Here is a 24,716-nt window from a genome sequence, read left to right on the forward strand (position 1 = left end):
TGTAGGCCCGCGCAAGCGTAGCGCCGCCGGGCAATTCCTGAAGATTGCACTTTGTCAGCAGTCTGGGGCATCCGTAAGGGCGCCTTCTCGTTATGGTGAGGGAACAGGAGACGGTTGTGATTGTTCGTGATGACAGTGAAAGAGGGATCCCGCCGCTGGTGACGCATCAGCCGCCGTCCTCGCTGGATGATGCGCCGGTGATCCGCGGACGGATGGTGCAGATCCCCGGCTGGATTATCCCGCTGTACGCCGGATTATTTATCGCGCTCGGCTGGTTTGGCGGCGAGCAGTGGCGTCACCCAGCACCGCCGCAAACGCTGCCCTTGCCGGTGGCGCATGCGGCGCTTCTGCCGTTAACCGCTGCCGGAGAGGCCGCGCCAAAGACGCCGCCGCCGGCGGCAAAAGCCAGCGCGCCCGCGGCGCCGGAAGTGGACAGCGATACGCTGCCGCCTCTGCGCTACAGCGCCCATGTCTACGCCTCGCGACCGGAAAAGCGCAGCATTGTATTAAACGGCAAAGCGTGGACGGAGGGCGATTCACCCCTGCCGAACCTGGTGGTGGAGCAGATCCAGCAGGATGTGACGATCTTCAGCTTCAACGGCACGACCTTTACCCTCGCGGCGCTGGAGGACTGGCCGGGCGGAAAAATTGACGAGGAGCCGAAAGAGGAATAAAAGCGCGCACAATAACCGGCGCGCTGAGGATATTTCGCTTAGTCGCTGCGCAAGCTGGCAATAAATGGCGCGAGCTGACGATTAAATTGACTGCACTGTGTGGCTTCCGGGGTACTGTCCTGTAAAAGCTGTTGGTAAAGCCGGTCGCTATTTGGGCTTAACGTCGCCACGTCAATATTTCCCCATCCGCGCGCTTTACCGACATTCACCGCTGCCCGATATATCGTTTCATCAGCGGGGAGATCGCTACGATTACATTTATTCTTGAGATAGCGCGTCCCGGCCGCCACGGACGAGAGCTGCTCGAGCTGCGCCTGGCTGCTGATAGCCGGGCTGAGCGTTGAGGCGGGTTTTTGTTGGCAGCCAGAGAGAAGGGCTACCATGCAAAGCGGAAATATAAGCGGAATACGCATCATAGAGTAATCAAAATAATGAATCACTGGCCGCTAGTTTAACAAATATTTACCTGGTGTCATCATAAAATATTATTCTGCATAAATGTTAACAGGCTCTCATTTTTATCAACGGAAAGGCGCTTAATCGACTTTACTTTTATCAATAATAAACGTTGGCGCTGGGAAAATATATTTTCATCCGCGGATGATGCCACTGCGCTGACCGGCAGGAAGCGCGCCGTTTTTTATGTTATTAAAAAACATACTCTTTCCCATCTTGTTACGTGCGCAGGAGGTAAAATGCTGGTTAAGAATGTCGCATTTTAGTGCTATCCTGTATGCCCTGAACATTACGTGCTATGTTCTGACTTATTCTGCCGATGATGCGTTTAACACAATGATTTTATGGTGAATTTTTATTGTTAGTATCATGTAACATGAAGCAAACCAACCCTCTGAAAGGCTGGCGGCGCGTCCTGCCTGCCAGCAGGTTGTCGTCCGAAGGATAAGCAGCCTGGACGTTAATTTGAGAGATTTCTTCTTCCTCTGAACAGGGGAAGTATTGAGAATCAGGCCTTTGCGCCTGAACGTTGCGGAGAAAAAGCATGGCGGGAGATGACCGCGAGCCTATCGGACGTAAGGGAAGACCCTCACGTCCGACTAAACAGAAAGTCACCCGTCGCCGGGTCCGGGAAGAGGACTACGACGACGAGTATGATGACGATGATTATGAGGATGAGAAACCGGTGCCGAGAAAAGCCAAAGGCAAAGGTGGCAAGCCTCGTCGGAAGCGCAGCTGGCTGTGGCTGCTGGTCAAGCTGGGGATTGTCTTCGCGGTGCTGATTGCCGCCTATGGCGTCTACCTCGACCAGAAAATCCGCAGCCGCATTGACGGTAAAGTCTGGGAGCTGCCGGCCGCGGTCTATGGCCGGATGGTCAACCTTGAGCCGGACATGCAGATCAGCAAAAACGAGATGGTGCGTCTGCTCAACGCCACGCAGTATCGCCAGGTCAGCGCGATGACGCGCCCCGGCGAATATACCGTGCAGGCTAACAGCATCGAGATGATCCGTCGTCCGTTCGATTTCCCGGACAGTAAGGAAGGGCAGGTGCGCGCGCGTCTTACTTTCGACGGCGACCATCTTGAGACCATCGAGAATATGGATAATAACCGCCAGTTCGGTTTCTTCCGCCTCGATCCGCGTCTTATCACCATGCTGCAGTCGCCGAACGGCGAGCAGCGCCTGTTCGTGAAGCGCAGCGGCTTCCCCGATCTGCTGGTGGATACCCTGCTGGCGACCGAAGACCGCCACTTCTATGAGCACGATGGGATCAGTCTCTACTCCATCGGCCGCGCGGTGCTGGCGAACCTGACGGCAGGCCGAACGGTGCAGGGGGCGAGTACCCTGACCCAACAGCTGGTGAAAAACCTGTTCCTCTCCAGCGAACGCTCCTACTGGCGTAAAGCCAACGAAGCGTATATGGCGCTGATCGTCGACGCCCGCTACAGCAAGGATCGCATCCTTGAGCTGTATATGAACGAGGTGTACCTCGGCCAGAGCGGCGATAACGAAATTCGCGGCTTCCCGCTGGCCAGCCTGTATTACTTCGGCCGTCCGGTGGAAGAGCTGAGCCTCGACCAGCAGGCGCTGCTGGTGGGGATGGTGAAAGGGGCGTCGGTCTATAACCCGTGGCGTAACCCGAAACTGGCCCTTGAACGACGCAATCTGGTGCTGCGTCTGCTGCAGCAGCAGCAGGTTATCGACCAGGAGCTGTACGACATGCTCAGCGCACGTCCGCTGGGCGTGCAGCCGCGCGGCGGGGTGATTTCACCGCAGCCGGCGTTTATGCAGATGGTTCGTCAGGAACTGCAGGCGAAGCTGGGCGATAAAGTGAAAGATCTCTCCGGCGTGAAGATCTTCACCACTTTCGACTCGGTGGCGCAGGATGCGGCGGAAAAAGCGGCCTCCGAAGGGATCCCGGTTCTGAAGAAACAGCGTAAGCTGGCAGACCTGGAAACCGCCATGGTGGTGGTTGACCGCTTCACCGGCGAAGTGCGGGCGATGGTCGGCGGCGCGGAGCCGCAGTTCGCCGGTTATAACCGCGCGATGCAGGCCCGCCGATCGATTGGTTCTCTGGCCAAGCCGGCGACCTATCTGACCGCGCTGAGCCAGCCGAATCAGTATCGCCTGAATACCTGGATCGCCGATGCGCCGGTGACGATTCGCCTGTCCAACGGTCAGACGTGGTCCCCGCAGAACGACGATCGTCGTTTCAGCGGTCAGGTGATGCTGGTCGATGCCCTGACTCGCTCGATGAACGTCCCGACGGTTAACCTCGGGATGGCGCTGGGCTTGCCGGCGGTAGTCGATACCTGGACTAAACTGGGGGCGCCGAAGAATCAGCTCAACGCGGTGCCGTCGATGCTGCTTGGCGCGCTGAACCTGACACCGATTGAAGTGGCCCAGGCCTTCCAGACCATCGCCAGCGGTGGGAACCGTGCGCCGCTTTCCGCGCTGCGGTCAGTGATTGCCGAAGATGGCACTGTGCTCTACCAGAGCTATCCGCAGGCGGAGCGCGCGGTGCCTGCCCAGGCGGCCTACATGACGCTGTGGACTATGCAGCAGGTGGTGCAGCGCGGTACGGGGCGTCAGCTGGGGGCGAAGTATCCGGGCCTGCATCTGGCGGGGAAAACCGGGACCACCAACAATAACGTCGATACCTGGTTCGCCGGCATCGACGGTAGTCAGGTGACCATCACCTGGGTGGGGCGCGACAATAACCAGCCGACCAAACTGTACGGTGCCAGCGGCGCGATGTCGATTTACCAGCGCTATCTGGCGAACCAGACGCCAACGCCGCTGGTGCTGACGGTGCCGGAAGACGTGGTTGATATGGGCGTGGACAGCAACGGCAACTTCGTCTGCAGCGGTGGTATGCGTTCGCTGCCGGTCTGGACCACGCAGCCGGATGCGCTGTGCCGTCAGGGCGAAATGATGCAACAGCAGCAGTTGCAGCAACAGGAAGCGAAAAATCCGTTTAATCAGTCCGGGCAGCAGCAGCAGCAACAGCAGCAACAGCAGCAACAGCAGCAACAGCCGCCGAAGCAGCAGGAAAAGAGCGACGGCGTCGCGGGCTGGATCAAGGATATGTTCGGCAGTAACTGATTTTGACCGCACGACCAGACCCCTTAATACGAAAGTATTAAGGGGTTTTTTTATGCCTGTAAAAAAGTTAACGGCTCTTTAACTCCATAATAACTATCTGGTTATTAATTCAGCCTTCGACCGGCGGCGACAGGCATATCGCTTGCCTTGCCTTCGACGTTTCGCCTATTATATCGCCCGTCATAATAATAATTCTCGTTTACGTTATCATTCACTTTCATCAGAGATATACCCATGGCGCGTCCAAAAACTGCTCAGCCAAATCACTCGCTGCGTAAAGTCGCAGCTGTAGTAGCCACGGCGGTTAGCGGCATGTCTGTCTACGCACAGGCAGCAGAACAACCGAAGCAAGAAGAAACCATCACCGTCGTTGCCGCCCCGGCCGCCCAGGAAAGCGCCTGGGGACCGGCGCCGACTATCGCGGCAAAACGCTCCGCCACGGCGACCAAAACCGATACCCCGATTGAAAAAACGCCGCAGTCTGTGTCGGTGGTGACGCGCCAGGAGATGGAGATGCGCCAGCCGACGACGGTAAAAGAGGCGCTCTCCTATACGCCAAGCGTCTTCTCCACTCGTGGCAGTTCGACCACCTATGACGTGGTCACCATTCGCGGCTTCACCACCTCGACGACCGTCAACACCAACCAGTATCTGGACGGCATGAAGCTGCAGGGGAATAACTACTCTGAAGTCTCCATGGATCCTTACTTCCTCGAGCGTGTGGAAGTGATGCGCGGGCCAACCTCGGTGCTGTACGGCAACAGCAACCCGGGCGGTATCGTCAGCATGGTCAGCAAGCGCCCGACTACCGAGCCGCTGAAAGAAGTGCAGTTTAAGATGGGCACCGACAATCTGTGGCAGACCGGGTTTGACTTTAGCGACGCCATTGATGATGCCGGCGTCTGGTCGTATCGCCTGACCGGCCTTGGCCGCAGTCAGGATGCCCAGCAGCAGATGGCGAAATCGACCCGCTACGCGGTGGCGCCCTCCTTTAGCTGGCGTCCGGACGATAAAACCGACTTCACCTTCCTGAGCAACTTCCAGAATGACCCGGATGCGGGCTACTACGGCTGGCTGCCGCGCGAAGGCACCGTGGTGCCGTATTACGACGCCAACGGTAAGGCGCACAAGCTGCCGACCGATTTCAACGAAGGCGAGTCCGATAATAAAATCTCCCGCCGCCAGAAGATGGTGGGCTACAGCTTCTCCCATCAGTTCGATGACACCTTTACCGTGCGGCAGAACCTGCGCTATGCCGATGTGCATACGCTCTATCGTTCGGTATACGGCAACGGCTATGTCGCGCCGGGCTACATGAATCGCGCCTACGTGCGCTCCGACGAGCACCTGAACACCTTCACCGTCGATACCCAGCTGCAGTCTGATTTCGCCACCGGCGCGGTCAGCCATACGCTGCTGACCGGCGTGGACTACTCGCGGATGCGTAACGATGTGGATGCCGACTACGGGACGGCGGATCCTATCAGCATGAGCAATCCGCAGTACGGCAATCCGAATATTCAGGTCACCTTCCCGTACGCGGTCCTCAACCGGATGGAGCAGACCGGCCTGTACGCGCAGGATCAGATGGAGTGGGATAAATGGGTGATGACCCTGGGCGGCCGTTACGATTACGCCACGACCTCAACGTTAACCCGCGCCACCAACAGCCTGGCGGAGAATCACGACCAGCAGTTCAGCTGGCGCGGCGGCATCAACTACCTGTTCGATAACGGCATCTCTCCGTACTTCAGCTACAGCGAATCGTTTGAACCGGTATCGGGTTCCAACAGCCGCGGCCAGCCGTTCGATCCGTCGCGCGGTAAGCAGTATGAAGCCGGCGTGAAATACGTGCCGAAAGATATGCCAGTGGTGGTCACCGCGGCGGTCTATCAGCTGACCAAAGACAAGAACCTGACGGCTGATCCGGCTAACCAGGCGTTCAGCATCCAGACCGGCGAGATCCGCTCCCGCGGCCTTGAGCTGGAGGCGAAGGCGGCGGTGAACGCCAATATTAACGTCACCGCGGCCTACAGCTACACCGATGCGGAGTACACTCACGATACGGTGTTCAACGGCAAACGTCCGGCGGAAGTGCCGCGTAACATGGCCTCCCTGTGGGCGGATTATACCTTCCACGAAACCGCGCTGAGCGGTCTGACGATTGGGGCCGGGGCGCGCTATATCGGTTCAACGGTCAGCTACTACAAAAATGACACCAGCACCGGTAAGAAAAATGATGCCTTTAGTGTGGCCGGTTATGCGCTGATGGATGCGACGGTGAAATACGATCTGGCGCGCTTTGGCCTGCCGGGATCGTCGGTCGGCGTCAACGTCAACAACCTGTTCGACCGCGAATATGTCTCCAGTTGCTACAGCGAATACGCCTGCTACTGGGGCGCCGGACGTCAGGTCGTCGCCACCGCCACCTTCCGTTTCTAACCACCTACGGGCGCGGTTCGCCGCGCCCTCTATCAGGTTATCGCTATGCAGGAACAGACTCCGCACGCAGAAACCACCTTCGCGCTGGATCGCGTCACTTTCCGTGTGCCTGGCCGCACATTGCTCCATCCGCTCTCGCTCACCTTCCCGACCGGAAAAGTCACAGGCCTGATCGGCCATAATGGCTCCGGCAAATCGACGTTACTGAAAATGCTTGGCCGTCATCAGCCGCCCTCCGCAGGCGAAGTGCTGCTGGACGGGCAGCCGCTGGAGAGCTGGGGCAGCAAAGCCTTTGCCCGCAAAGTGGCCTATCTGCCGCAGCAGCTGCCGCCGGCCGAAGGTATGACGGTGCGCGAGCTGGTGGCGATCGGCCGCTATCCATGGCACGGCGCGCTGGGTCGCTTTGGCGCAGCGGACCGTGAGAAAGTAGAAGAGGCGATTGCGCTGGTGGGGCTGAAGCCGCTCGCTCATCGTCTGGTGGACAGCCTCTCCGGCGGTGAACGCCAGCGGGCGTGGATCGCCATGCTGGTGGCGCAGGACAGTCGCTGCCTGCTGCTCGATGAACCCACCTCGGCGCTGGATATTGCTCATCAAGTCGATGTTCTGGCGCTGGTGCATCGTCTCAGCCAGCAGCGCGGCCTGACGGTGATCGCCGTCCTGCACGATATTAATATGGCGGCCCGCTATTGCGACTATCTGGTGGCCCTGCGCGGCGGAGAAATGATTGCTCAGGGGACGCCGGCGGAACTGATGCGCAGCGACACTCTGGAACAGATCTACGGCATCCCGATGGGGATCCTGCCACACCCGGCCGGTGCGGCGCCGGTAAGCTTTGTCTATTGATGATGAACCCAACTCTGATAACCCGACGCCGCCTGCTGATCGCGATGGCGCTCTCGCCGCTGCTGTGGCAGATGCGCGGCGCGCAGGCGGCCGACGTCGACCCGCAGCGCGTGGTCGCCCTGGAGTGGCTGCCCGCGGAGCTGCTGCTGGCGCTCGGCGTGACGCCCTATGGCGTGGCCGATATTCCCAACTATCGCTTGTGGGTGAACGAACCCGCGCTGCACGACTCGGTGATCGATGTTGGTCTGCGTACCGAACCCAACCTTGAACTGCTGACGCAGATGAAACCGTCGTTTATCGTCTGGTCGGCGGGCTACGGCCCGTCGCCGGAGAAGCTGGCGCGTATCGCGCCCGGCCGCGGTTTCACCTTCAGCGACGGCAAACGGCCGCTGGCGATGGCCCAGCGTTCGCTACTGGAAATGGCCGATCTGCTGGGCAAAACGCAGCAGGCGAAGCGCCATCTGGCGGAGTTCGACGCGCTGATGGAGAGCCTGCGTCCGCGTTTTGCCGGGCGCGGCGATCGTCCGTTGCTGATGATCTCTCTGCTCGATCCCCGCCACGTGCTGGTGTTTGGCGAAAACTGCCTGTTCCAGGAGGTGCTTGATCGCTTTGGTATTAAAAACGCCTGGCACGGCGAAGCGGCATTCTGGGGAAGCGTTAGCGTTGGCATCGACAGGCTGGCGGCATTTAACGAAGCCGATGTCATCTGTTTCGACCATGGCAATGAGCGAGATATGGCTCAACTGCTGGCGACGCCGCTATGGCAGGCGATGCCCTTCGTGCGCGCGGGCCGCTTCCAGCGCGTTCCGGCGGTTTGGTTCTACGGCGCGACGCTGTCAGCGATGCATTTTGCCCGCGTGCTGGCTGATGCCCAGGGGAGACCGGCATGAATACGCGTCTCTCGCCGTTAGCTATTATCCTGCTGGCCGGGCTGCTGGGCGTCGCCTTCGCGCTGAGCATCGTCAACCTCAATGTCGCCTTGCCCTATGCGCAGTGGCGGCAGGCGCTGTGGCAGCCGGATGTCGATGATATTGCCCAAATGCTGTTTCATTACAGTTTGTTACCGAGACTGGCTGTTGCGCTGCTGGTGGGCGCCGGGCTGGGACTGGTTGGTGTCCTGTTCCAGCAGGTGCTGCGTAATCCGCTGGCGGAACCGACCACCCTTGGCGTCGCCACCGGCGCGCAGCTGGGGATAACGGTCACCACGTTATGGGCTATTCCCGGCGTGCTGGCGTCGCAATTCGCCGCGCTGGCCGGGGCCTGTCTGGTGGGCGCGCTGGTGTTTGGCGTCTCGTGGGGCAAGCGCCTGTCGCCGGTAACGCTGATCCTGGCGGGGCTGGTGGTCAGCCTTTACTGTGGCGCGCTTAACCAGCTGATGGTGATTTTCCATCACGACCAGCTGCAAAGCATGTTCCTGTGGAGCACCGGGACGCTGACGCAGACCGACTGGAGCGTAGCGCAGCGCCTGTGGCCGCAGCTGCTTGGCGGGGCAATACTCACCTTGCTGCTGCTGCGGCCGCTGACCCTGATGGGGCTCGATGACGGGGTGGCGCGTAACCTCGGGCTGGCGCTGTCCCTGGCGCGCCTCGGCGCCCTGACGCTGGCGATCGTCATCAGCGCGCTGCTGGTGAACGCGGTAGGGATTATCGGCTTTATCGGCCTGTTCGCGCCGCTGCTGGCGAAAATGCTTGGCGCCCGTCGGCTGCTGGCGCGGCTGCTGCTGGCGGCGCTGATCGGCGCGCTGCTCCTGTGGCTTTCCGATCAGGTGATCCTCTGGCTGAGCCGGGTATGGCGGGAAGTCTCCACCGGCTCGGTCACCGCCCTGATTGGCGCGCCGCTGCTGCTGTGGCTGCTGCCGCGGTTGCGCAGCATCAGCGCCCCGGTGATGAACGGCGGCGATAATGTGCAGCCTGAGCGCTATCATGTGCAATGGTTTGTTCTCGCAGGCGTCGCGTTGCTGCTGCTGGCGGTGAGCGTGGCGCTGGCCTTTGGTCGCGATGCCCACGGCTGGCTGTGGGCCCACGGCGATCTGCTGGAGCAACTGCTGCCCTGGCGCTGGCCGCGGGTGCTGTCGGCCCTGTTCGCCGGGGTCATGCTGGCGGTCGCCGGCTGTATTATCCAGCGCCTGACCGGCAACCCGATGGCCAGCCCGGAAGTGCTGGGCATCAGCTCCGGCGCGGCTTTTGGCGTGGTGCTGATGCTGTTCTTCGTGCCTGGCGACGCCTTTGGCTGGCTGCTGCCGGCCGGCAGCCTTGGCGCGGCGGCCACCTTGCTGATCATTATGCTCGCCGCCGGGCGCGGCGGCTTCTCGCCGCATCGGATGCTGCTGGCGGGGATGGCGCTGAGCACCGCCTTCACTATGCTGCTGATGATGCTGCAGGCCAGCGGCGATCCGCGTATGGCGCAGATCCTGACGTGGATCTCGGGGTCGACATATAGCGCGACGCCGGAGAGAGTGGTGCGTAGCGGCGCGGTAATGCTGGCGCTGCTGGCGCTGGCGCCGCTCTGTCGTCGCTGGTTAACCATCCTGCCGCTGGGCGGGGAGGCGGCGCGAGCGGTGGGCATGGCGCTGACGTCATCGCGGATTGTTCTGCTGCTGCTGGCGGCCTGCCTGACGGCGGCGGCGACGCTGACCATCGGCCCGCTGAGCTTTGTCGGGCTGATGGCGCCGCATATCGCGCGGATGATGGGCTTCCGGCGAACCCTACCGCATATGGTGATTTCAGGGCTGACTGGCGGGCTGCTGCTGGTCTTCGCCGACTGGTGCGGACGGATGATGATGTTCCCGTATCAGATCCCGGCGGGGCTACTGTCGACCTTTATCGGCGCGCCTTACTTTATTTATTTGCTGAGAAAGCAGAGTCGCTAACGGTCCTGGATGGCTTCAACATCCCCGGTGGCGCTATCGCTTACCGGGGCTACAGCGCTGTGCGATTTGGTAGCCCGGATAAGGCGCAATGCGCCTCCTCCGGGAAAATCCCTGCGCCACCAGGCATTCAAGCACCTTACAGCTTGGCAAATACCCGACGCGCGGCGTCGATGGTGTTGTCGATATCTTCTTCGCTGTGGGCCACGGACATAAAGCCGGCCTCAAACGCTGACGGCGCCAGGTACACGCCTTCCTCCAGCATCAGATGGAAGAAGCGCTTGAAGCGTTCAACGTCGCACTTCACCACGTCCTGATAGCAGGTGACGGTTTCGGCATCGGTAAAGAAGATGCCGAACATGCCGCCGACGTTATTGACCACCAGCGGGATCCCGGCGTCACGTGCCGCATCCAGCAGGCCTTGCGCCAGCTGGTTAGTCAGTTCAGTCAGGGTTTCATGGACCCCCGGCTGCGCCACTTCGTTCAGGCAGGCGAAGCCAGCCGCCATGGCGATCGGGTTGCCGGAGAGGGTGCCCGCCTGATAGACCGGACCGGTGGGAGCCAGGGCATCCATCACCTCACGGCGGCCGCCGAAGGCGCCTACCGGCATCCCGCCGCCGATGATTTTCCCCAGACAGGTCAGATCCGGCTCCACGCCGTAGTAAGCCTGAGCGCCTGCCAGCGCCACGCGGAAGCCGGTCATCACTTCGTCGATAATCAGCAGGGCGCCAAATTCGTCGCACAGGGCGCGCAGGCCCGGCAGGAATTCCGGCTGCGGCGGAATGCAGTTCATATTTCCGGCCACCGGCTCGACGATGATGCAGGCGATCTCCTGCGGATACTGCTCGAACGCCGCGCGCACCGAGGCGAGGTCGTTATAAGTGCAGGTCAGGGTATGTTTGGCGAAATCGGCCGGGACGCCCGGCGAGTTCGGCTGGCCGAGGGTCAACGCGCCGGAACCGGCTTTCACCAGCAGGCAGTCGGCATGGCCGTGGTAGCAGCCTTCGAACTTAATGATTTTGTCGCGACCGGTGAAGCCGCGCGCCAGGCGAATGGCGCTCATGGTGGCTTCGGTACCGGAGTTCACCATCCGCACCATATCCATGGTCGGCACCAGCTCGGTCACCAGGGCCGCCATTTTCACTTCCATTTCGGTCGGCGCGCCAAAGCTCAGGCCGCGGGATGCCGCCTCGATCACCGCATTGCGGATAGCCGGGTGGTTGTGGCCCAGCACCATCGGACCCCAGGAACCGACATAATCGATATAGGCTTTCCCATCCACGTCATAGAGGTAAGCGCCATCCGCGCGTTCGATAAACAGCGGTGTGCCGCCGACGCCGGTGAAAGCGCGCACCGGCGAGTTAACGCCGCCGGGGATCAGTTCGCGCGCAGCGTGGTACAGATTTTCAGATTTGCTCATGGCCAGGGTCCTGGTTCGTGAAAAATGTTTTATCGGCTATTCTAAGTTATTCCAGGATGGTTATGAAAGTTTTGCCCAATTGAAACAATGTGCCGCAAGGGCATTTTTTTGACGACGCAGCGCGCCGGGACGGCTAAAATGCCGCTCTCTTCATTTGTATTACCAATAATTGATAACGGCATGAAAGCAGAAACTCCCTCTTTTGAAGCACATCAGTTTGTGCGGGTGCGTCGCGGCGATGCGGTGCGCCGTCTGATTCAACGCGATAAAACGCCGCTGGCGGTGCTGTTTATGGCGGCAGTGGTCGGCACGCTGGCGGGGCTGGTGGGCGTCGCCTTTGAAAAGAGCGTGAACTGGGTGCAGAACCAGCGGATCGGCGCGCTGGCGCAGGTGGCGGACCACTGGTATCTGGTCTGGCCGCTGGCGTTTATCCTGTCGGCGCTGCTGGCGATGGTCGGCTATTTTCTGGTGCGTCGCTTTGCGCCGGAGGCCGGCGGCTCCGGGATTCCGGAAATTGAGGGCGCGCTGGAGGAGCTGCGGCCGGTGCGCTGGTGGCGCGTGCTGCCGGTGAAATTCGTTGGCGGCATGGGGACCCTTGGCGCCGGGATGGTGCTGGGTCGTGAAGGACCGATGGTACAGCTTGGCGGCAACATTGGGCGCATGGTGCTGGACGTTTTCCGCATGCGCAGTCCGGAAGCGCGGCATACGCTGTTGGCGACCGGTGCGGCGTCGGGGCTTTCGGCGGCCTTTAATGCGCCGCTGGCCGGTATTCTGTTTATCATCGAAGAGATGCGCCCGCAGTTCCGCTACAACCTGATCTCCATTAAAGCGGTGTTTACCGGCGTGATCATGTCGAGCATTGTGTTTCGCATTTTCAACGGCGAAGCGGCGATCATTGAGGTGGGTAAACTAAGCAACGCCCCGGTAAATACCCTATGGCTGTATCTGGTGCTGGGCATGCTGTTTGGCTGCTTTGGCCCGCTGTTTAATTTTCTGGTGCTGCGCACTCAGGATCTGTTCCAGCGCATCCACGGCGGCAACATCAAAAAATGGGTGTTGATTGGCGGATTAATCGGCGGGCTCTGCGGTCTGCTGGGGCTGATGCAGCCCTCCGCGGTGGGCGGTGGCTTTAACTTGATCCCTATCGCCGCTGCCGGTAACTTCTCCGTCGGACTGCTGCTGTTTATCTTTATTGCCCGCGTGGTGACCACGCTGATCTGCTTCTCTTCCGGCGCGCCAGGGGGCATTTTCGCGCCTATGTTGGCGCTCGGCACGCTGCTGGGCACGGCGTTCGGCATGGCGGCTATTCCGCTGTTTCCGGCCTACCATCTCGATGCCGGCACCTTCGCGATTGCCGGTATGGGGGCGCTGCTCGCCGCCTCGGTGCGTGCGCCGCTGACCGGGATCGTGCTGGTGCTTGAGATGACCGATAACTATCAGCTCATTTTGCCAATGATTATTACCTGCCTTGGCGCAACACTACTGGCGCAATTCCTCGGCGGTAAGCCTTTGTATTCGACCATTCTGCAGCGTACTCTGGCGAAGCAGGAAGCCGAGCAGGCGGCAAAAGCGCAGCAGGCTCCCCGGGAGAATACTTGAACGATTTACCAGGGTATTAGATAATGGCTCAAAAGGTCCGGTTATTCTTTAACCGGCCGGAAGTATCAATGGGAGCAGAAAATGAGTGATGACGTAGCGTTGCCGCTGGAGTTTACCGAAGCCGCAGCCAATAAAGTAAAACACCTGATTGCGGATGAAGATAATCCGAACCTGAAACTGCGCGTGTATATCACCGGCGGCGGTTGCAGCGGTTTCCAGTATGGCTTCACCTTTGACGATCAGGTGAACGAAGGGGATATGACCATTGAGAAACAGGGCGTCGGCCTGGTGGTTGACCCGATGAGCCTGCAGTATCTGGTCGGCGGCTCTGTCGACTATACCGAAGGGCTGGAAGGTTCGCGCTTTATCGTGACCAATCCGAACGCGAAAAGCACCTGCGGCTGCGGCTCCTCGTTCAGCGTTTAAAGCGAGTTCTCCCCCAGCGGGAGGGAGCAAACCCTAAAAACGGTAACCTTAAGGTTACCGTTTTGCTTTTATTACCGACCGTTATCGTCCAGGGCAAACGTCGGCAGCTTCAGATGCCAGCGAATAGCCGCCAGACGAATTACCAGGGTGACCACCATCCCCATCATTGCCGAATTCTCCAGCGGGAGATGAAAGGTGTCGTGTGCCGTGGCGTGGACAATACCGCCGACGATACAGGCGGTGGCGTAGATTTCGGTACGCAGAATCATAGGAATTTCCCGCGCCAGCACGTCGCGAATAATCCCGCCGCCGACGCCGGTCACCACCCCCATGCACACCGCGACCAGCGGGCCGCTGCCAGCGAGAAAAGCTTTATTGACGCCAATGCCGACAAACACCGCCAGACCGACGGCATCAAGAACGGGCAGGATCCATTTCGGCAGCCGGCGAGGCTGGCGGACCAGCAGGATGGTCAGCATGCTGGTGACCATCGCCACCACCAGATCGGTGGGATCTTTGACCCAGAATACCGGGCCATTCGCCAGCGCCATGTCGCGGATGGTCCCGCCGCCTACCGCCGTCACTACCCCTAACACCAGCACGCCGAATGGGTCCATACGCAGTTTTCCGGCCAGCAGTACGCCGGAGATCGCGAAGACAGCTGTGCCAATAATATCCAGCCAATAGACAAGCATCGTTGATTCCCACTGAACATCCGGTGTGCCGGATGATTATTTTACCTGGTCAAGCGCCGCACAAAGTTGTTTGGCGGCGAGGATAATACGTGGGCCGGCGCGTTCAAACCAGTCGCTGTGTAACGCAATCAACGAAATGGTGAGCTGATGTTGCCAAAAGCGCTGCGCTTCGGCAATGCGGCTGGCATCCCCGGTCACCACGATCGCCTGCGGCTGGCGGGCCAGCACCTGTTCGCGGCTCACCTGCGGCCAGGGAACGCGGCTGGTGGCGAAGATATTCTCGCCGCCGCAAAGCCTTAGCACCTGATCCTGAATCGAACCGGGGCCGCTGGTGAACAGCGGTGCGGAGCCGAACTGCAGGAAGACGCGTTTCTTCGGCGCGTTGGCATAGCGCGCTTTCAACGCATCGTATTCCTGCTGCATCGCCTGCGCCGCCTGCTGCGCTTTTTCCGGCTGCGGGCTCCACTGCGCCAGCTCACGCAGGGTAGCGATGATCTCTTCTATGGTCGAGGTCTGTACCCACAGGACATGAATACCCAGAGACTGCAGCTGGTTAACCTGGCGTTCGGCATTGCCCCCGCGCCAGGCCAGCACCACGTCTGGCTTGAGCGCCACGATGCGTTCCAGGTTCATTCCCTGCCAGCTGGCAACCTGTTCGATCGTTTTGGCCTGCGAAGGATAATCGGAATAGCTGCTGACGCCGACCGGCGTGATCCCGGCGGCAAAGGCCAGTTCGGTATTGGCGGGGGAGAGGGTGATCACCCGCGGCGCGGCCAGCAGCCACGCCGGGGCGAGTAACAGCAGCGCGGCAAGCGCGAAGGATAGCGACTTAGCCACGTGCCAGGTTCTGTACCAGATTCTCCACCATCAGGGTGGACTGTCTGGCGGCGACCGCAAGGAACTCCTCAAAGCTGAGGTGGGACTGCTGGTCGGCCACGTCGGAGATAGCGCGAACCACTACGAAAGGAACCTTAAAGTTATGGCAGACGTGGGCGATGGCGGTCGCTTCCATTTCCACGGCGATCGCCTGCGGGAAATTATGGCGGATCTTCGCCAGACCGACAGAGCCGTTAATGAAGGCATCCCCGCTAACGATGAGGCCGCGAACGGCGTTGAGATCTAACGCTTTAATGCAGCTCTCTGCGGCGGCCACCAGTTTTTCATCCGCCTTAAAACCCGCCGGGCAGCCAGGGAGCTGGCCGTATTCATAGCCGAAGGCGGTGACGTCGGCGTCGTGGTAGCGCGCTTCATCGGAGACGACGATATCGCCGACCTTCAGCGTCGACGCCAGGCCGCCGGCAGAACCGGTATTAATGATCACGTCAGGCTGGCAGCGCTCCAGCAGCAGGGTCGCGCCCATCGCCGCCGCTACTTTTCCGATACCAGACTTCAGCAGAGCGACGTCAACGCCGTGAAGTTGGCCGGTATAGATTTCGCTTCCGCCAATGGTGATGGTCTGGCGGTTTTCGATTTTGTCGCGCAGAAGGGTAACTTCCTCTTCCATAGCGCCAATAATGCCAATTTTCATAGATTTACTCGCGATGTGTCAGGTTTAGTTGCATAGTCTATCATGCGCTTAAGGGGAAGCGTATTGCTCGCGCGGGAGAGGCTATGGCAAAGATTGATTTTCGCAACAAGATAAACTGGCGTCGACGCTTCCGTTCGCCGCCGCGGGTGGAGACGGAGCGCGACATCCTGCGGATCTTTGAAAGCGATCGGGGACGGATCGTCAACTCGCCGGCAATCCGCCGCCTGCAGCAAAAAACTCAGGTCTTCCCGCTCGAGCGCAACGCGGCGGTGCGCACTCGCCTGACCCACTCGCTGGAGGTGCAGCAGGTGGGGCGCTATATCGCCAAAGAGGTGCTGAGCCGGCTGAAAGAGCTGAGGCTGCTGGAAGAGTATGGCCTGGAAGAGCTGACCGGGCCATTCGAGAGCGTGGTGGAGATGGCCTGCCTGATGCACGATATCGGCAATCCCCCGTTTGGCCATTTTGGCGAAGCGGCGATTAACGACTGGTTCCGTCAGCGCCTGGCGCCCGGCGATGCGCTCGGGCAGCCGCTGACCGACGATCGCTGCGAAGTGCAGGCCTTACGCCTGCATGACGGAGAGACATCGCTTAATGCGCTGCGCCGTAAAGTGCGCCAGGATCTCTGCAGCTTTGAGGGCAACGCGCAGGGCATTCGTCTGGTCCATACGCTAATGCGTATGAACCTGACCTGGGCGCAGGTGGGATGTATCCTGAAATATACTCGTCCGGCGTGGTGGTCTGAGGAGACGCCGGCCAGCCACAGTTATTTAATGAAGAAACCTGGCTATTATTTAGCCGAAGAAGAGTATGTCGCGCGTTTGCGTAAAGAACTGGATCTCGCGCCTTACAATCGGTTTCCATTAACCTGGATTATGGAGGCTGCAGATGACATCTCATATTGCGTCGCGGATCTCGAGGACGCGGTGGAAAAACGTATTTTTAGCGCAGAACAGCTCTATCAGCATCTTTACGACGCCTGGGGCAGTCATGAAAAAGGCTCGTTATTTTCGCAGGTAGTAGAAAATGCCTGGGAGAAATCGCGAGCCAATTATCTGAAGCAGAGCGCGGAAGATCAGTTTTTTATGTATTTGCGGGTGAATACGCTGAATAAGCTGGTGCCCTACGCGGCGCGCCGATTTATTGACAACCTGCCGGCAATCTTCACCGGGGACTTTAATCATGCGTTGCTGGAGGACGACAGCGATTGCAGTCAGCTACTGGAACTCTATAAAAATGTGGCGATGAAACAGGTCTTTAGCCATCCGGATGTTGAGCAGCTGGAATTGCAGGGCTACCGGGTGATCAGCGGCCTGTTGGATATCTATCAGCCGCTGCTGAAATTATCGCTGGAGGATTTCAGCGAATTAGTAGCGCAGGAGCGGGTACGACGTTTACCCATTGCCTCCCGGCTGTATCAGAAACTTTCGACCCGTCACCGGCTGGCCTATGTTGAAGCGGTAAATAAACTGGCGCGTACGGCGCCCGAATTTGCGCTGATGGAATACTATTATCGCTGCCGTCTGATTCAGGACTATATCAGCGGGATGACGGATTTGTATGCGTGGGATGAATATCGGCGACTCATGGCGGTGGAATAGGCTGGAGTTTTGTAAAGATGGACAATAAATTTTTACTTTTTCCAGAAACTTAATTCCGGAACTTAGCGTTATAAAATGACTCTGATAGTCACGTACACAGCAACTTTCGTTACCTGATATTGAGATTGAAACTGATGAAAAAAACCACGTTAGCAATGAGTGCACTGGCTCTGAGTTTAGGTCTGGCGTTGTCCCCGCTCTCTGCGAGCGCGGCAGAAACGGCATCTTCGGCTACTAATGCACAGCAGATGCCAAGCCTGGCCCCGATGCTGGAGAAGGTGATGCCGTCGGTGGTGAGCATTAACGTTGAAGGTAGCACCACCGTTAATACCCCACGGATGCCACGTAACTTCCAGCAGTTCTTTGGCGATAATTCGCCGTTCTGCCAGGATGGTTCTCCTTTCCAGAGTTCGCCGTTTTGCCAGGGCGGCGGACAGGGCGGTCAGCCTGACGGCGGCCAGCAGCAGAAATTTATGGCGCTGGGCTCCGGCGTCATCATTGATGCCGCCAAAGGGTATGTGGTGACCAACAACCACGTCGTGGACAACGCCACCACGATTAAGGTTCAGCTGAGCGATGGCCGTAAGTTTGATGCCAAAGTCGTCGGCAAAGATCCGCGCTCTGATATCGCGCTGATTCAGATTCAGGATCCAAAAAACCTGACGGCGATTAAGCTTGCCGACTCCGATGCGCTGCGCGTCGGTGATTACACCGTGGCTATCGGCAACCCGTTCGGTCTGGGCGAAACCGTGACCTCCGGGATTGTCTCCGCGCTGGGCCGTAGCGGCCTCAACGTGGAAAACTACGAAAACTTTATCCAGACCGATGCGGCGATTAACCGCGGGAACTCCGGCGGCGCGCTGGTGAACCTCAACGGCGAGCTGATCGGTATCAACACCGCCATTCTGGCGCCGGACGGCGGCAACATCGGTATCGGTTTTGCTATCCCGAGCAACATGGTGAAAAACCTGACCGAGCAGATGGTGAAATATGGCCAGGTGAAACGCGGTGAGCTCGGCATTATGGGCACCGAACTGAACTCTGAGCTGGCGAAAGCGATGAAAGTCGATGCCCAGCGCGGGGCCTTCGTCAGCCAGGTAATGCCAGGTTCGGCGGCCGCGAAAGCGGGCATTAAAGCCGGCGATGTCATCACCTCCCTCAACGGGAAAGCGATCAGCAGCTTCGCCGCGCTGCGTGCCCAGGTCGGCACCATGCCTATCGGCAGCAAAGTTGAGCTTGGTCTGCTGCGCGACGGCAAACCGGTGACCGTGACCGTCGAACTGCAGCAGAGCAACCAGACCCAGGTTGACTCCAGCACCATCTTCAACGGGATTGAAGGGGCGGAAATGAGCAATAAGGGTCAGGATAAGGGCGTGGTGGTCAATAATGTGAAAGCCGGTACCCCGGCGGCACAGATTGGCCTCAAGAAAGGCGACGTCATCGTCGGGGCGAATCAGCAGCCGGTGAAAAACATCGCCGATCTGCGGAAAATCTTCGACGCCAAACCGTCCGTACTGGCGCTGAACATTCAGCGCGGCGACGCCTCTATCTATCTGCTGTTGCAGTAACCGCCAGCGCTCGCTTCCCAGCCCCTTCCCTCGCCGAGGGCAGGGGCTTTTTTCGTTCTGTGACCGCCCCCACAACTCCACATATCTCACCCCGGCTTAGTGCAAATGCACAATGCAGCGCGACGATGACTCTTTTATGCTGGTGCCCAGCAAAGGGGAGGACTACATGGCTGGCTGGCATCTTGATACCAAAATGGCGCAGGATATTGTGGCGCGGACCATGCGCATCATCGATACCAATATCAACGTGATGGATGCCCGCGGGCGGATCATCGGCAGCGGCGATCGGGAAAGGATTGGTGAATTGCACGAAGGCGCGCTGCTGGTCCTCTCCCAGGGGCGGGTGGTGGATATCGACGACGCGGTCGCTCGCCATCTGCACGGGGTTCGCCAGGGGATTAACCTGCCGCTGCGCCTGGAGGGGGAGATCGTCGGGGTGATCGGCCTGACCGGCGAGCCGGAGTCGCTGCGAAAATATGGCGAGCTGGTGTGCATGACAGCAGAGATGATGCTGGAGCAGTCGCGGCTGATGCATCTCCTGGCCCAGGACAGCCGTCTGCGCGAAGAGCTGGTGATGAACCTGATTCAGCCGGAAGAGCATACCCCGGCGCTGAACGAATGGGCTCAGCGTTTAGGCATCGATCTCAATCAGCCGCGCGTGGTGGCGATGATTGAGGTAGACAGCGGTCAGCTCGGCGTGGACAGCGCGATGGCGGAACTGCAACAGTTACAGAACGCGCTGACCACCCCCGATCGCAATAATCTGGTGGCCATTGTCTCGCTCACGGAAATGGTGGTGCTGAAACCGGCGCTGAACAGCTTTGGCCGCTGGGACGCTGACGATCACGTCCGGCGCGTCGAGCAGCTTATCGCCAGGATGAAAGAGAATGGCCAGCTGCGCTTTCGCGTGGCGCTGGGCAACTTCTTCACCGGCCCAGGAAGTATCGCCCGCTCTTACCGTACCGCACGGACGACGATGATGGTTGGCAAGCAGCGGATGCCGGAGAGCCGCAGTTATTTCTATCAGGATCTGATGCTGCCGGTGCTGCTTGACAGCCTGCGCGGCGGCTGGCAGGCCAATGAGCTGGCCCGTCCGCTGGCGCGTTTGAAGGCCATGGACAACAACGGGCTGCTGCGGCGGACGCTGCAGGCGTGGTTTCGCCATAACGTGCAGCCGCTGGCGACGTCAAAGGCGCTGTTTATTCATCGCAATACGCTGGAGTACCGGTTGAACCGTATCTCGGAGCTGACCGGCCTGGATCTCGGTAGCTTTGACGACAGGCTGCTGCTGTATATCGCGCTGCAGCTGGACGAACAACGCTAAGACGTGGAGGCAAAAAAAATGCCGGGTAGCGACGCGCCATACCCGGCCTGGACGATGCATGCTGTCTGGAGTGGATAGAGACCACCAGCCCGGCCAGGCAACGCGCCGCCGGGATGCTCTTACTTACGGGTGAGCTTTTCCAGATCGGCTTCGATTTCGCTGATCTTATTGGTGACCACGCTTTCCAGATGGCGTAAATCGTCGAGGATTTTACGCTTGAGATCGATTTCAGTGCGATCGCGCTGGCAGATCTGATCCAGCTCGTCGATAACGTAGCGCAGATTGGGGCTGATCTCCTGGACCTCTTTGTAGCCCTGGCCGACGCCGTCGGCGACGACGGTTTTGCGCTGACGCGGATATTTGAACTTCACGCTCTTGGCGAAGAATTCGCCTTTGTCTTTCTGAAAATAGATTTTCAGAATGTCGTTGTTAGCTTCCTGCCGCAGGCTATAGCGATCGATCTCATCAGGGTTGGTAATGCCAAGACTTTTCAGATTATCGTACATAACGGTACCTTTGATAGCATCATAACCATTGAATAATTAACGAAAAAATCCATTTTCGCCAGCATCAAATATAAAAAAAGCGGGATATCTCCCGCTTTTTATTTGCTTTAGTCGATGGTGCGCAGCAGTTCGTTAATGCCGACCTTGCCGCGGGTTTTGGCATCGACTTTCTTCACAATCACCGCGCAGTACAGGCTGTATTTACCATCTTTCGACGGCAGGTTGCCTGAGACCACCACCGAGCCAGCCGGTACGCGGCCGTAGAAGACTTCGCCGGTTTCGCGATCGTAGATTTTGGTGCTCTGACCGAGGTAAACGCCCATGGAGATGACGGAGCCTTCTTCGACAATCACCCCTTCAACCACTTCAGAGCGCGCGCCGATGAAGCAGTTATCTTCGATGATGGTCGGGTTCGCCTGCAGCGGCTCCAGTACGCCACCGATGCCGACACCGCCGGACAGATGCACGTTTTTACCGATCTGCGCGCAGGAGCCGACGGTGGCCCAGGTATCAACCATGGTGCCTTCGTCAACGTAGGCGCCGATGTTAACGTAGGACGGCATCAGCACAGTGTTGCGGGCGATGAACGCGCCCTGGCGCACGGCGGCCGGCGGCACCACGCGGAAACCTTCTTTCTGGAAACGCGCTTCGTCGTAGTCAGCGAATTTCATCGGCACTTTATCGAAGTAGCGGCTTTCCGCACCATCGATAACCTGGTTATCGTTAATACGGAAAGAGAGCAGTACCGCCTTCTTCAGCCACTGATGCGTCACCCACTGACCGTCGATCTTCTCAGCGACGCGCAGCGCGCCGGAATCAAGAAGGGCGATAACCTGGTTAACCGCTTCGCGGGTCACGGTATCCACATTAGCCGGCGTAATGTCGGCGCGACGCTCGAAAGCGGACTCAATAACGTTCTGTAACTGCTGCATTGTTTCTTTCCATTTACTAAAAAAAATACGTCACCCTTTATCGTTTGGATTGAGGGCCGCTGTCAACCGTTGTTGCACTTCTTGTTGCAGCTCATTATTAAGGGCACGCCGGTCGGCGGTGGCGATTATAAATAAATCTTCTACTCGCTCACCAATTGTCGTAATTCGCGCCCCGTGAAGCGATATCCCGAGGTCGGCGAACACCTGCCCGACGCGGGCGAGCAGCCCGGGCTGGTCGAGCGCTATCAGCTCCAGAAACGATTTTCGGTCGGTATGGGTCGGCAGGAAATTCACCTCGGTGTCCACGGAAAAATGGCGTAGCTTTGCCGCCTGACGACGCGGGGCCGGAGGCTGCCAGCTGCGCTGAGTGATGGTCTGCTCCAGCCCCTGGCGGATCGCCTCGTGGCGGTCGGCGGAAAGGGGGCTGCCGTCGGGCTCAAGGACGATAAAGGTATCCATCGCCATACCGTCGCGGGTGGTGAAGATCTGCGCGTCGTGGACGCTGAGGTTGCGACGGTCAAGTTCGCCACACACCGCGGCGAACAGGTAAGGACGATCCGGGCTCCAGATAAAAATCTCCGTACCGCCGCGGGTGGCCTGCGAGCTCAGCAGGATCATCGGTTTATTCAGATCGTGGCGCAGCAGGTTGCGGGCGTGCCAGGCGAGCTGCGTCGGCGTATGTCGCACGAAATAGTTGGCGCGGCAGCGGTTCCAGATCTGATGCAGTGCCTCTTCATTAATATTGTCCATCCGCAGCAGGGCCAGCGCCTGCAGCTGATGGTGACGCACTCGTTCGCGCATGTCCGGGGTGCTTTGCATGCCGCGACGTAGCTGCTTCTCGGTGGCGAAATAGAGTTCACGCAGCAGGCTCTGCTTCCAGCTGTTCCATAAGGTTTCGTTGGTGGCGCAGATATCGGCGACGGTCAGACACACCAGATAGCGCAGACGATTTTCCGTTTGCACCTCCTCGGCGAACTGCTTAATCACCTCCGGATCCTGAATATCGCGCCGCTGGGCGGTGACCGACATCAGCAGGTGGTGACGCACCAGCCAGGCGACCAGCTGCGTTTCGCGCGAGTTCAGCCCGTGCAGCTCGGCAAACTTCAGCACATCCTGCGCGCCGAGGATCGAGTGGTCGCCGCCGCGCCCTTTGGCGATGTCGTGGAACAGGGCAGCAATTAAGATCAGCTCCGGGTGCGTTAAGCGCGGCCACAGCTCCACGCACAGCGGGTGGCGGCTGCGGGTTTCTTCTTTGGCAAAGCTTTCCAGCTTGAGCATCACCCGGACGGTGTGTTCATCGACAGTGTAGGCGTGAAACAGGTCGAACTGCATCTGGCCGACGATATGCGACCACTGCGGCATATAGGCCCACAGTACGCTGTGGCGATGCATCGGCAGCAGCCCGCGACTTACCGCCCCCTGATGGCGCAGCATACTAAGAAAGAGCGTGCGCGCCTCCGGGATATAGCACAGCGGCTGGGTGAGATGACGGCGGGCGTGGCGCAGATGGCGCAACGTCGTTGAGTAGATGCCGGTGATGGTGCTATTGCGCACCATGATATAAAACATGCGCAGAATGGCCTGCGGTTCGCGAATAAACAGCGTGTCGTCACGCAGATCGATAAGGGTGCCGCGCAGCTGGAAATCATCATCGATCGGGCGTGGCTTTTCATCCTCGGTCAGGGCGAGGATAGCCTCCTCAAACAGCTGAAGCAGCATCTGATTCAGCTCGCTCACCCGGCGGGTAACGCGGAAGAAGTCCTTCATCATGTGTTCAATCGGCTGGTTGCCGTCGCCTTCATAGCCTAGCCGGCGGGCCACGCTGAGCTGGCGGTCGAAAAGCAGACGGTTGTCATAGCGCGTGAGTTCAAGATGCAGCGCGAAACGGATGCGCCACAGCTGATGCAGACACTCATTGAGTTCATTGCGCTCGGCTTCGGTCAGAAAGCCGAAGCCGACCATCTCATCCATTGAGGTGGCGCCGAAATGGCGGCGAGCCACCCACTGTAGCGTATGGATATCGCGCAAGCCGCCGGGGCTGCTTTTCACGTCCGGCTCGAGGTTATAGCTGGTGCCATGATAGCGCTGATGACGGACGTTCTGCTCTTCGACCTTGGCGGCGAAGAACTTTTCCGATGGCCAGAAGCCGTCGCTAAAAATATGTTTTTGCAGTTCAAGGAACAGCGCGACGTCGCCGATCAGCAGGCGCGATTCGATTAAGTTGGTGGCAACGGTCAGATCCGAGAGACCTTCCAGCAGGCACTCTTCGAGGGTGCGTACGCTGTGGCCTACCTCCAGCTTGACGTCCCACAGCAGGGTGAGCAGTTCGCCGACTTTTTGCGCCTGGTCGTCCGGCAGTTTTTTACGACTGAGGATCAGCAGATCGACGTCTGAGAGCGGGTGCAGTTCGCCACGGCCATAGCCGCCGACGGCGACCAGCGCCAGGTCGCTGACAGATTCAAAACCGCAGGCGATCCATAATCGCTGCAGCAACTGGTCGATAAATTCGGTGCGCGCCGCGATGAGCTGCTCCGCGACGATGCCGGAGTCAAACGCCTCGCCCAGCCAGTGCTGGAAGGTATCGATGTGCGCCTTGATTGCGGCACAGTTCAGATCGCCCTGCGGCCAGCTCACCGGGTGTTCTGGCGGGACGGGCAGGAGAGGGGAGGCTGTGTCAGGTAATGAGTTGCTCATCGCGTCACCATAAGAAAAAACTATCTAATAAAAAAGCCG

The 24,716-nt window shown here is 59.1% G+C and carries 20 protein-coding genes; 11 read left to right on the plus strand and 9 right to left on the minus strand.

Translation table 11 applies throughout. The annotated features are described in order from the left end of the window. The first annotated feature begins 116 nt into the window (after nucleotides 1-116). Complete coding sequence (gspB, locus tag BHE81_RS01425) at nucleotides 117-674, plus strand: type II secretion system assembly factor GspB (protein WP_021313451.1); 558 nt, start codon at nucleotides 117-119, stop codon at nucleotides 672-674. Between the two features lie 38 nt (nucleotides 675-712). Here gspB and gspS read toward each other — a convergent pair whose 3' ends face one another. Beyond that, complete coding sequence (gspS, locus tag BHE81_RS01430; protein WP_032409075.1) at nucleotides 713-1,087, minus strand: type II secretion system pilot lipoprotein GspS; 375 nt, start codon at nucleotides 1,085-1,087, stop codon at nucleotides 713-715. Nucleotides 1,088-1,149: 62 nt separating this feature from the next. After that, a complete protein-coding gene (locus BHE81_RS27995) occupies nucleotides 1,150-1,284 on the minus strand; it encodes a hypothetical protein (protein ID WP_004147125.1) in 135 nt (44 codons plus the stop codon). 390 nt (nucleotides 1,285-1,674) lie between these two features. Here BHE81_RS27995 and mrcB point away from each other — a divergent pair, with 390 nt between their 5' ends. The 5 genes from mrcB to fhuB all read left to right on the plus strand — a co-directional run bounded on the left by mrcB (nucleotide 1,675) and on the right by fhuB (nucleotide 10,390). Beyond that, on the plus strand, nucleotides 1,675-4,236 hold the full coding sequence (mrcB, locus tag BHE81_RS01435) for a bifunctional glycosyl transferase/transpeptidase (RefSeq protein ID WP_023342987.1): 2,562 nt from the start codon (nucleotides 1,675-1,677) through the stop codon (nucleotides 4,234-4,236). 234 nt (nucleotides 4,237-4,470) lie between these two features. Beyond that, on the plus strand, nucleotides 4,471-6,678 hold the full coding sequence (gene fhuA / locus BHE81_RS01440; protein WP_004178624.1) for a ferrichrome porin FhuA: 2,208 nt from the start codon (nucleotides 4,471-4,473) through the stop codon (nucleotides 6,676-6,678). Nucleotides 6,679-6,723: 45 nt separating this feature from the next. Continuing rightward, nucleotides 6,724-7,521 (plus strand): Fe3+-hydroxamate ABC transporter ATP-binding protein FhuC, encoded by a 798-nt coding sequence (gene fhuC / locus BHE81_RS01445; protein WP_002889212.1) that lies wholly within the window; start codon nucleotides 6,724-6,726, stop codon nucleotides 7,519-7,521. After that, nucleotides 7,521-8,411 carry a Fe(3+)-hydroxamate ABC transporter substrate-binding protein FhuD gene (gene fhuD, locus BHE81_RS01450; protein ID WP_032738433.1) on the plus strand — a complete coding sequence of 297 codons (891 nt, stop codon included), beginning with the start codon at nucleotides 7,521-7,523 and terminating at the stop codon, nucleotides 8,409-8,411. The genes fhuC and fhuD overlap by 1 nt, the downstream gene beginning before the upstream one ends. Beyond that, nucleotides 8,408-10,390, plus strand: coding sequence for a Fe(3+)-hydroxamate ABC transporter permease FhuB (gene fhuB, locus BHE81_RS01455; protein ID WP_004147134.1), 1,983 nt, complete (start codon nucleotides 8,408-8,410; stop codon nucleotides 10,388-10,390). The genes fhuD and fhuB overlap by 4 nt, the downstream gene beginning before the upstream one ends. A gap of 136 nt (nucleotides 10,391-10,526) precedes the next feature. Here the strand turns inward: fhuB and hemL are convergent, their stop codons facing one another. Then, nucleotides 10,527-11,807 (minus strand): glutamate-1-semialdehyde 2,1-aminomutase, encoded by a 1,281-nt coding sequence (gene hemL, locus BHE81_RS01460; RefSeq protein ID WP_002889272.1) that lies wholly within the window; start codon nucleotides 11,805-11,807, stop codon nucleotides 10,527-10,529. 180 nt (nucleotides 11,808-11,987) lie between these two features. Between hemL and clcA the strand changes: the two genes are divergently transcribed. Both clcA and erpA read left to right on the plus strand, forming a co-directional pair. Further along, entirely contained in the window at nucleotides 11,988-13,406 is a 1,419-nt protein-coding gene (clcA, locus tag BHE81_RS01465; RefSeq protein ID WP_004151932.1) for a H(+)/Cl(-) exchange transporter ClcA, read from the plus strand. Nucleotides 13,407-13,487: 81 nt separating this feature from the next. Then, on the plus strand, nucleotides 13,488-13,832 hold the full coding sequence (gene erpA / locus BHE81_RS01470) for an iron-sulfur cluster insertion protein ErpA (protein WP_002889275.1): 345 nt from the start codon (nucleotides 13,488-13,490) through the stop codon (nucleotides 13,830-13,832). A gap of 71 nt (nucleotides 13,833-13,903) precedes the next feature. On the opposite strand, the gene BHE81_RS01475 is transcribed toward erpA, so the two are convergent. The 3 genes from BHE81_RS01475 to mtnN are packed head-to-tail and all read right to left on the minus strand — an operon-like array spanning nucleotide 13,904 to nucleotide 16,055. Then, nucleotides 13,904-14,527 carry a TRIC cation channel family protein gene (locus BHE81_RS01475; protein WP_002889277.1) on the minus strand — a complete coding sequence of 208 codons (624 nt, stop codon included), beginning with the start codon at nucleotides 14,525-14,527 and terminating at the stop codon, nucleotides 13,904-13,906. A gap of 36 nt (nucleotides 14,528-14,563) precedes the next feature. Then, nucleotides 14,564-15,364 (minus strand): vitamin B12 ABC transporter substrate-binding protein BtuF, encoded by an 801-nt coding sequence (gene btuF / locus BHE81_RS01480; protein WP_002889279.1) that lies wholly within the window; start codon nucleotides 15,362-15,364, stop codon nucleotides 14,564-14,566. Then, a complete protein-coding gene (mtnN, locus tag BHE81_RS01485) occupies nucleotides 15,357-16,055 on the minus strand; it encodes a 5'-methylthioadenosine/S-adenosylhomocysteine nucleosidase (protein ID WP_002889282.1) in 699 nt (232 codons plus the stop codon). Before mtnN ends, btuF begins: the two co-directional genes overlap by 8 nt. Before the next feature lie 83 nt (nucleotides 16,056-16,138). Here mtnN and dgt point away from each other — a divergent pair, with 83 nt between their 5' ends. The 3 genes from dgt (at nucleotide 16,139) to cdaR (ending at nucleotide 20,545) form a co-directional block, all read left to right on the plus strand. Then, nucleotides 16,139-17,653, plus strand: coding sequence for a dGTPase (gene dgt / locus BHE81_RS01490; protein ID WP_004145871.1), 1,515 nt, complete (start codon nucleotides 16,139-16,141; stop codon nucleotides 17,651-17,653). A 134-nt stretch (nucleotides 17,654-17,787) separates the two neighbouring features. Then, nucleotides 17,788-19,221, plus strand: a complete 1,434-nt coding sequence (gene degP / locus BHE81_RS01495) for a serine endoprotease DegP (protein WP_004145870.1) — start codon at nucleotides 17,788-17,790, stop codon at nucleotides 19,219-19,221. Between the two features lie 166 nt (nucleotides 19,222-19,387). Then, nucleotides 19,388-20,545, plus strand: coding sequence for a DNA-binding transcriptional regulator CdaR (cdaR, locus tag BHE81_RS01500; RefSeq protein ID WP_110246439.1), 1,158 nt, complete (start codon nucleotides 19,388-19,390; stop codon nucleotides 20,543-20,545). Nucleotides 20,546-20,664: 119 nt separating this feature from the next. On the opposite strand, the gene BHE81_RS01505 is transcribed toward cdaR, so the two are convergent. From BHE81_RS01505 to glnD, 3 genes are all read right to left on the minus strand, one after another. Further along, nucleotides 20,665-21,051, minus strand: a complete 387-nt coding sequence (locus BHE81_RS01505) for a DUF3461 family protein (RefSeq protein ID WP_002889292.1) — start codon at nucleotides 21,049-21,051, stop codon at nucleotides 20,665-20,667. A gap of 107 nt (nucleotides 21,052-21,158) precedes the next feature. After that, nucleotides 21,159-21,983, minus strand: a complete 825-nt coding sequence (dapD, locus tag BHE81_RS01510; RefSeq protein WP_002889295.1) for a 2,3,4,5-tetrahydropyridine-2,6-dicarboxylate N-succinyltransferase — start codon at nucleotides 21,981-21,983, stop codon at nucleotides 21,159-21,161. A 30-nt stretch (nucleotides 21,984-22,013) separates the two neighbouring features. Continuing rightward, nucleotides 22,014-24,677 carry a bifunctional uridylyltransferase/uridylyl-removing protein GlnD gene (glnD, locus tag BHE81_RS01515; protein ID WP_004151931.1) on the minus strand — a complete coding sequence of 888 codons (2,664 nt, stop codon included), beginning with the start codon at nucleotides 24,675-24,677 and terminating at the stop codon, nucleotides 22,014-22,016. Nucleotides 24,678-24,716 lie beyond the last annotated feature (39 nt).

The sequence above is a fragment of the Klebsiella sp. AqSCr genome (assembly GCF_008452795.1).
Classification (GTDB): domain Bacteria; phylum Pseudomonadota; class Gammaproteobacteria; order Enterobacterales; family Enterobacteriaceae; genus Klebsiella; species Klebsiella pneumoniae.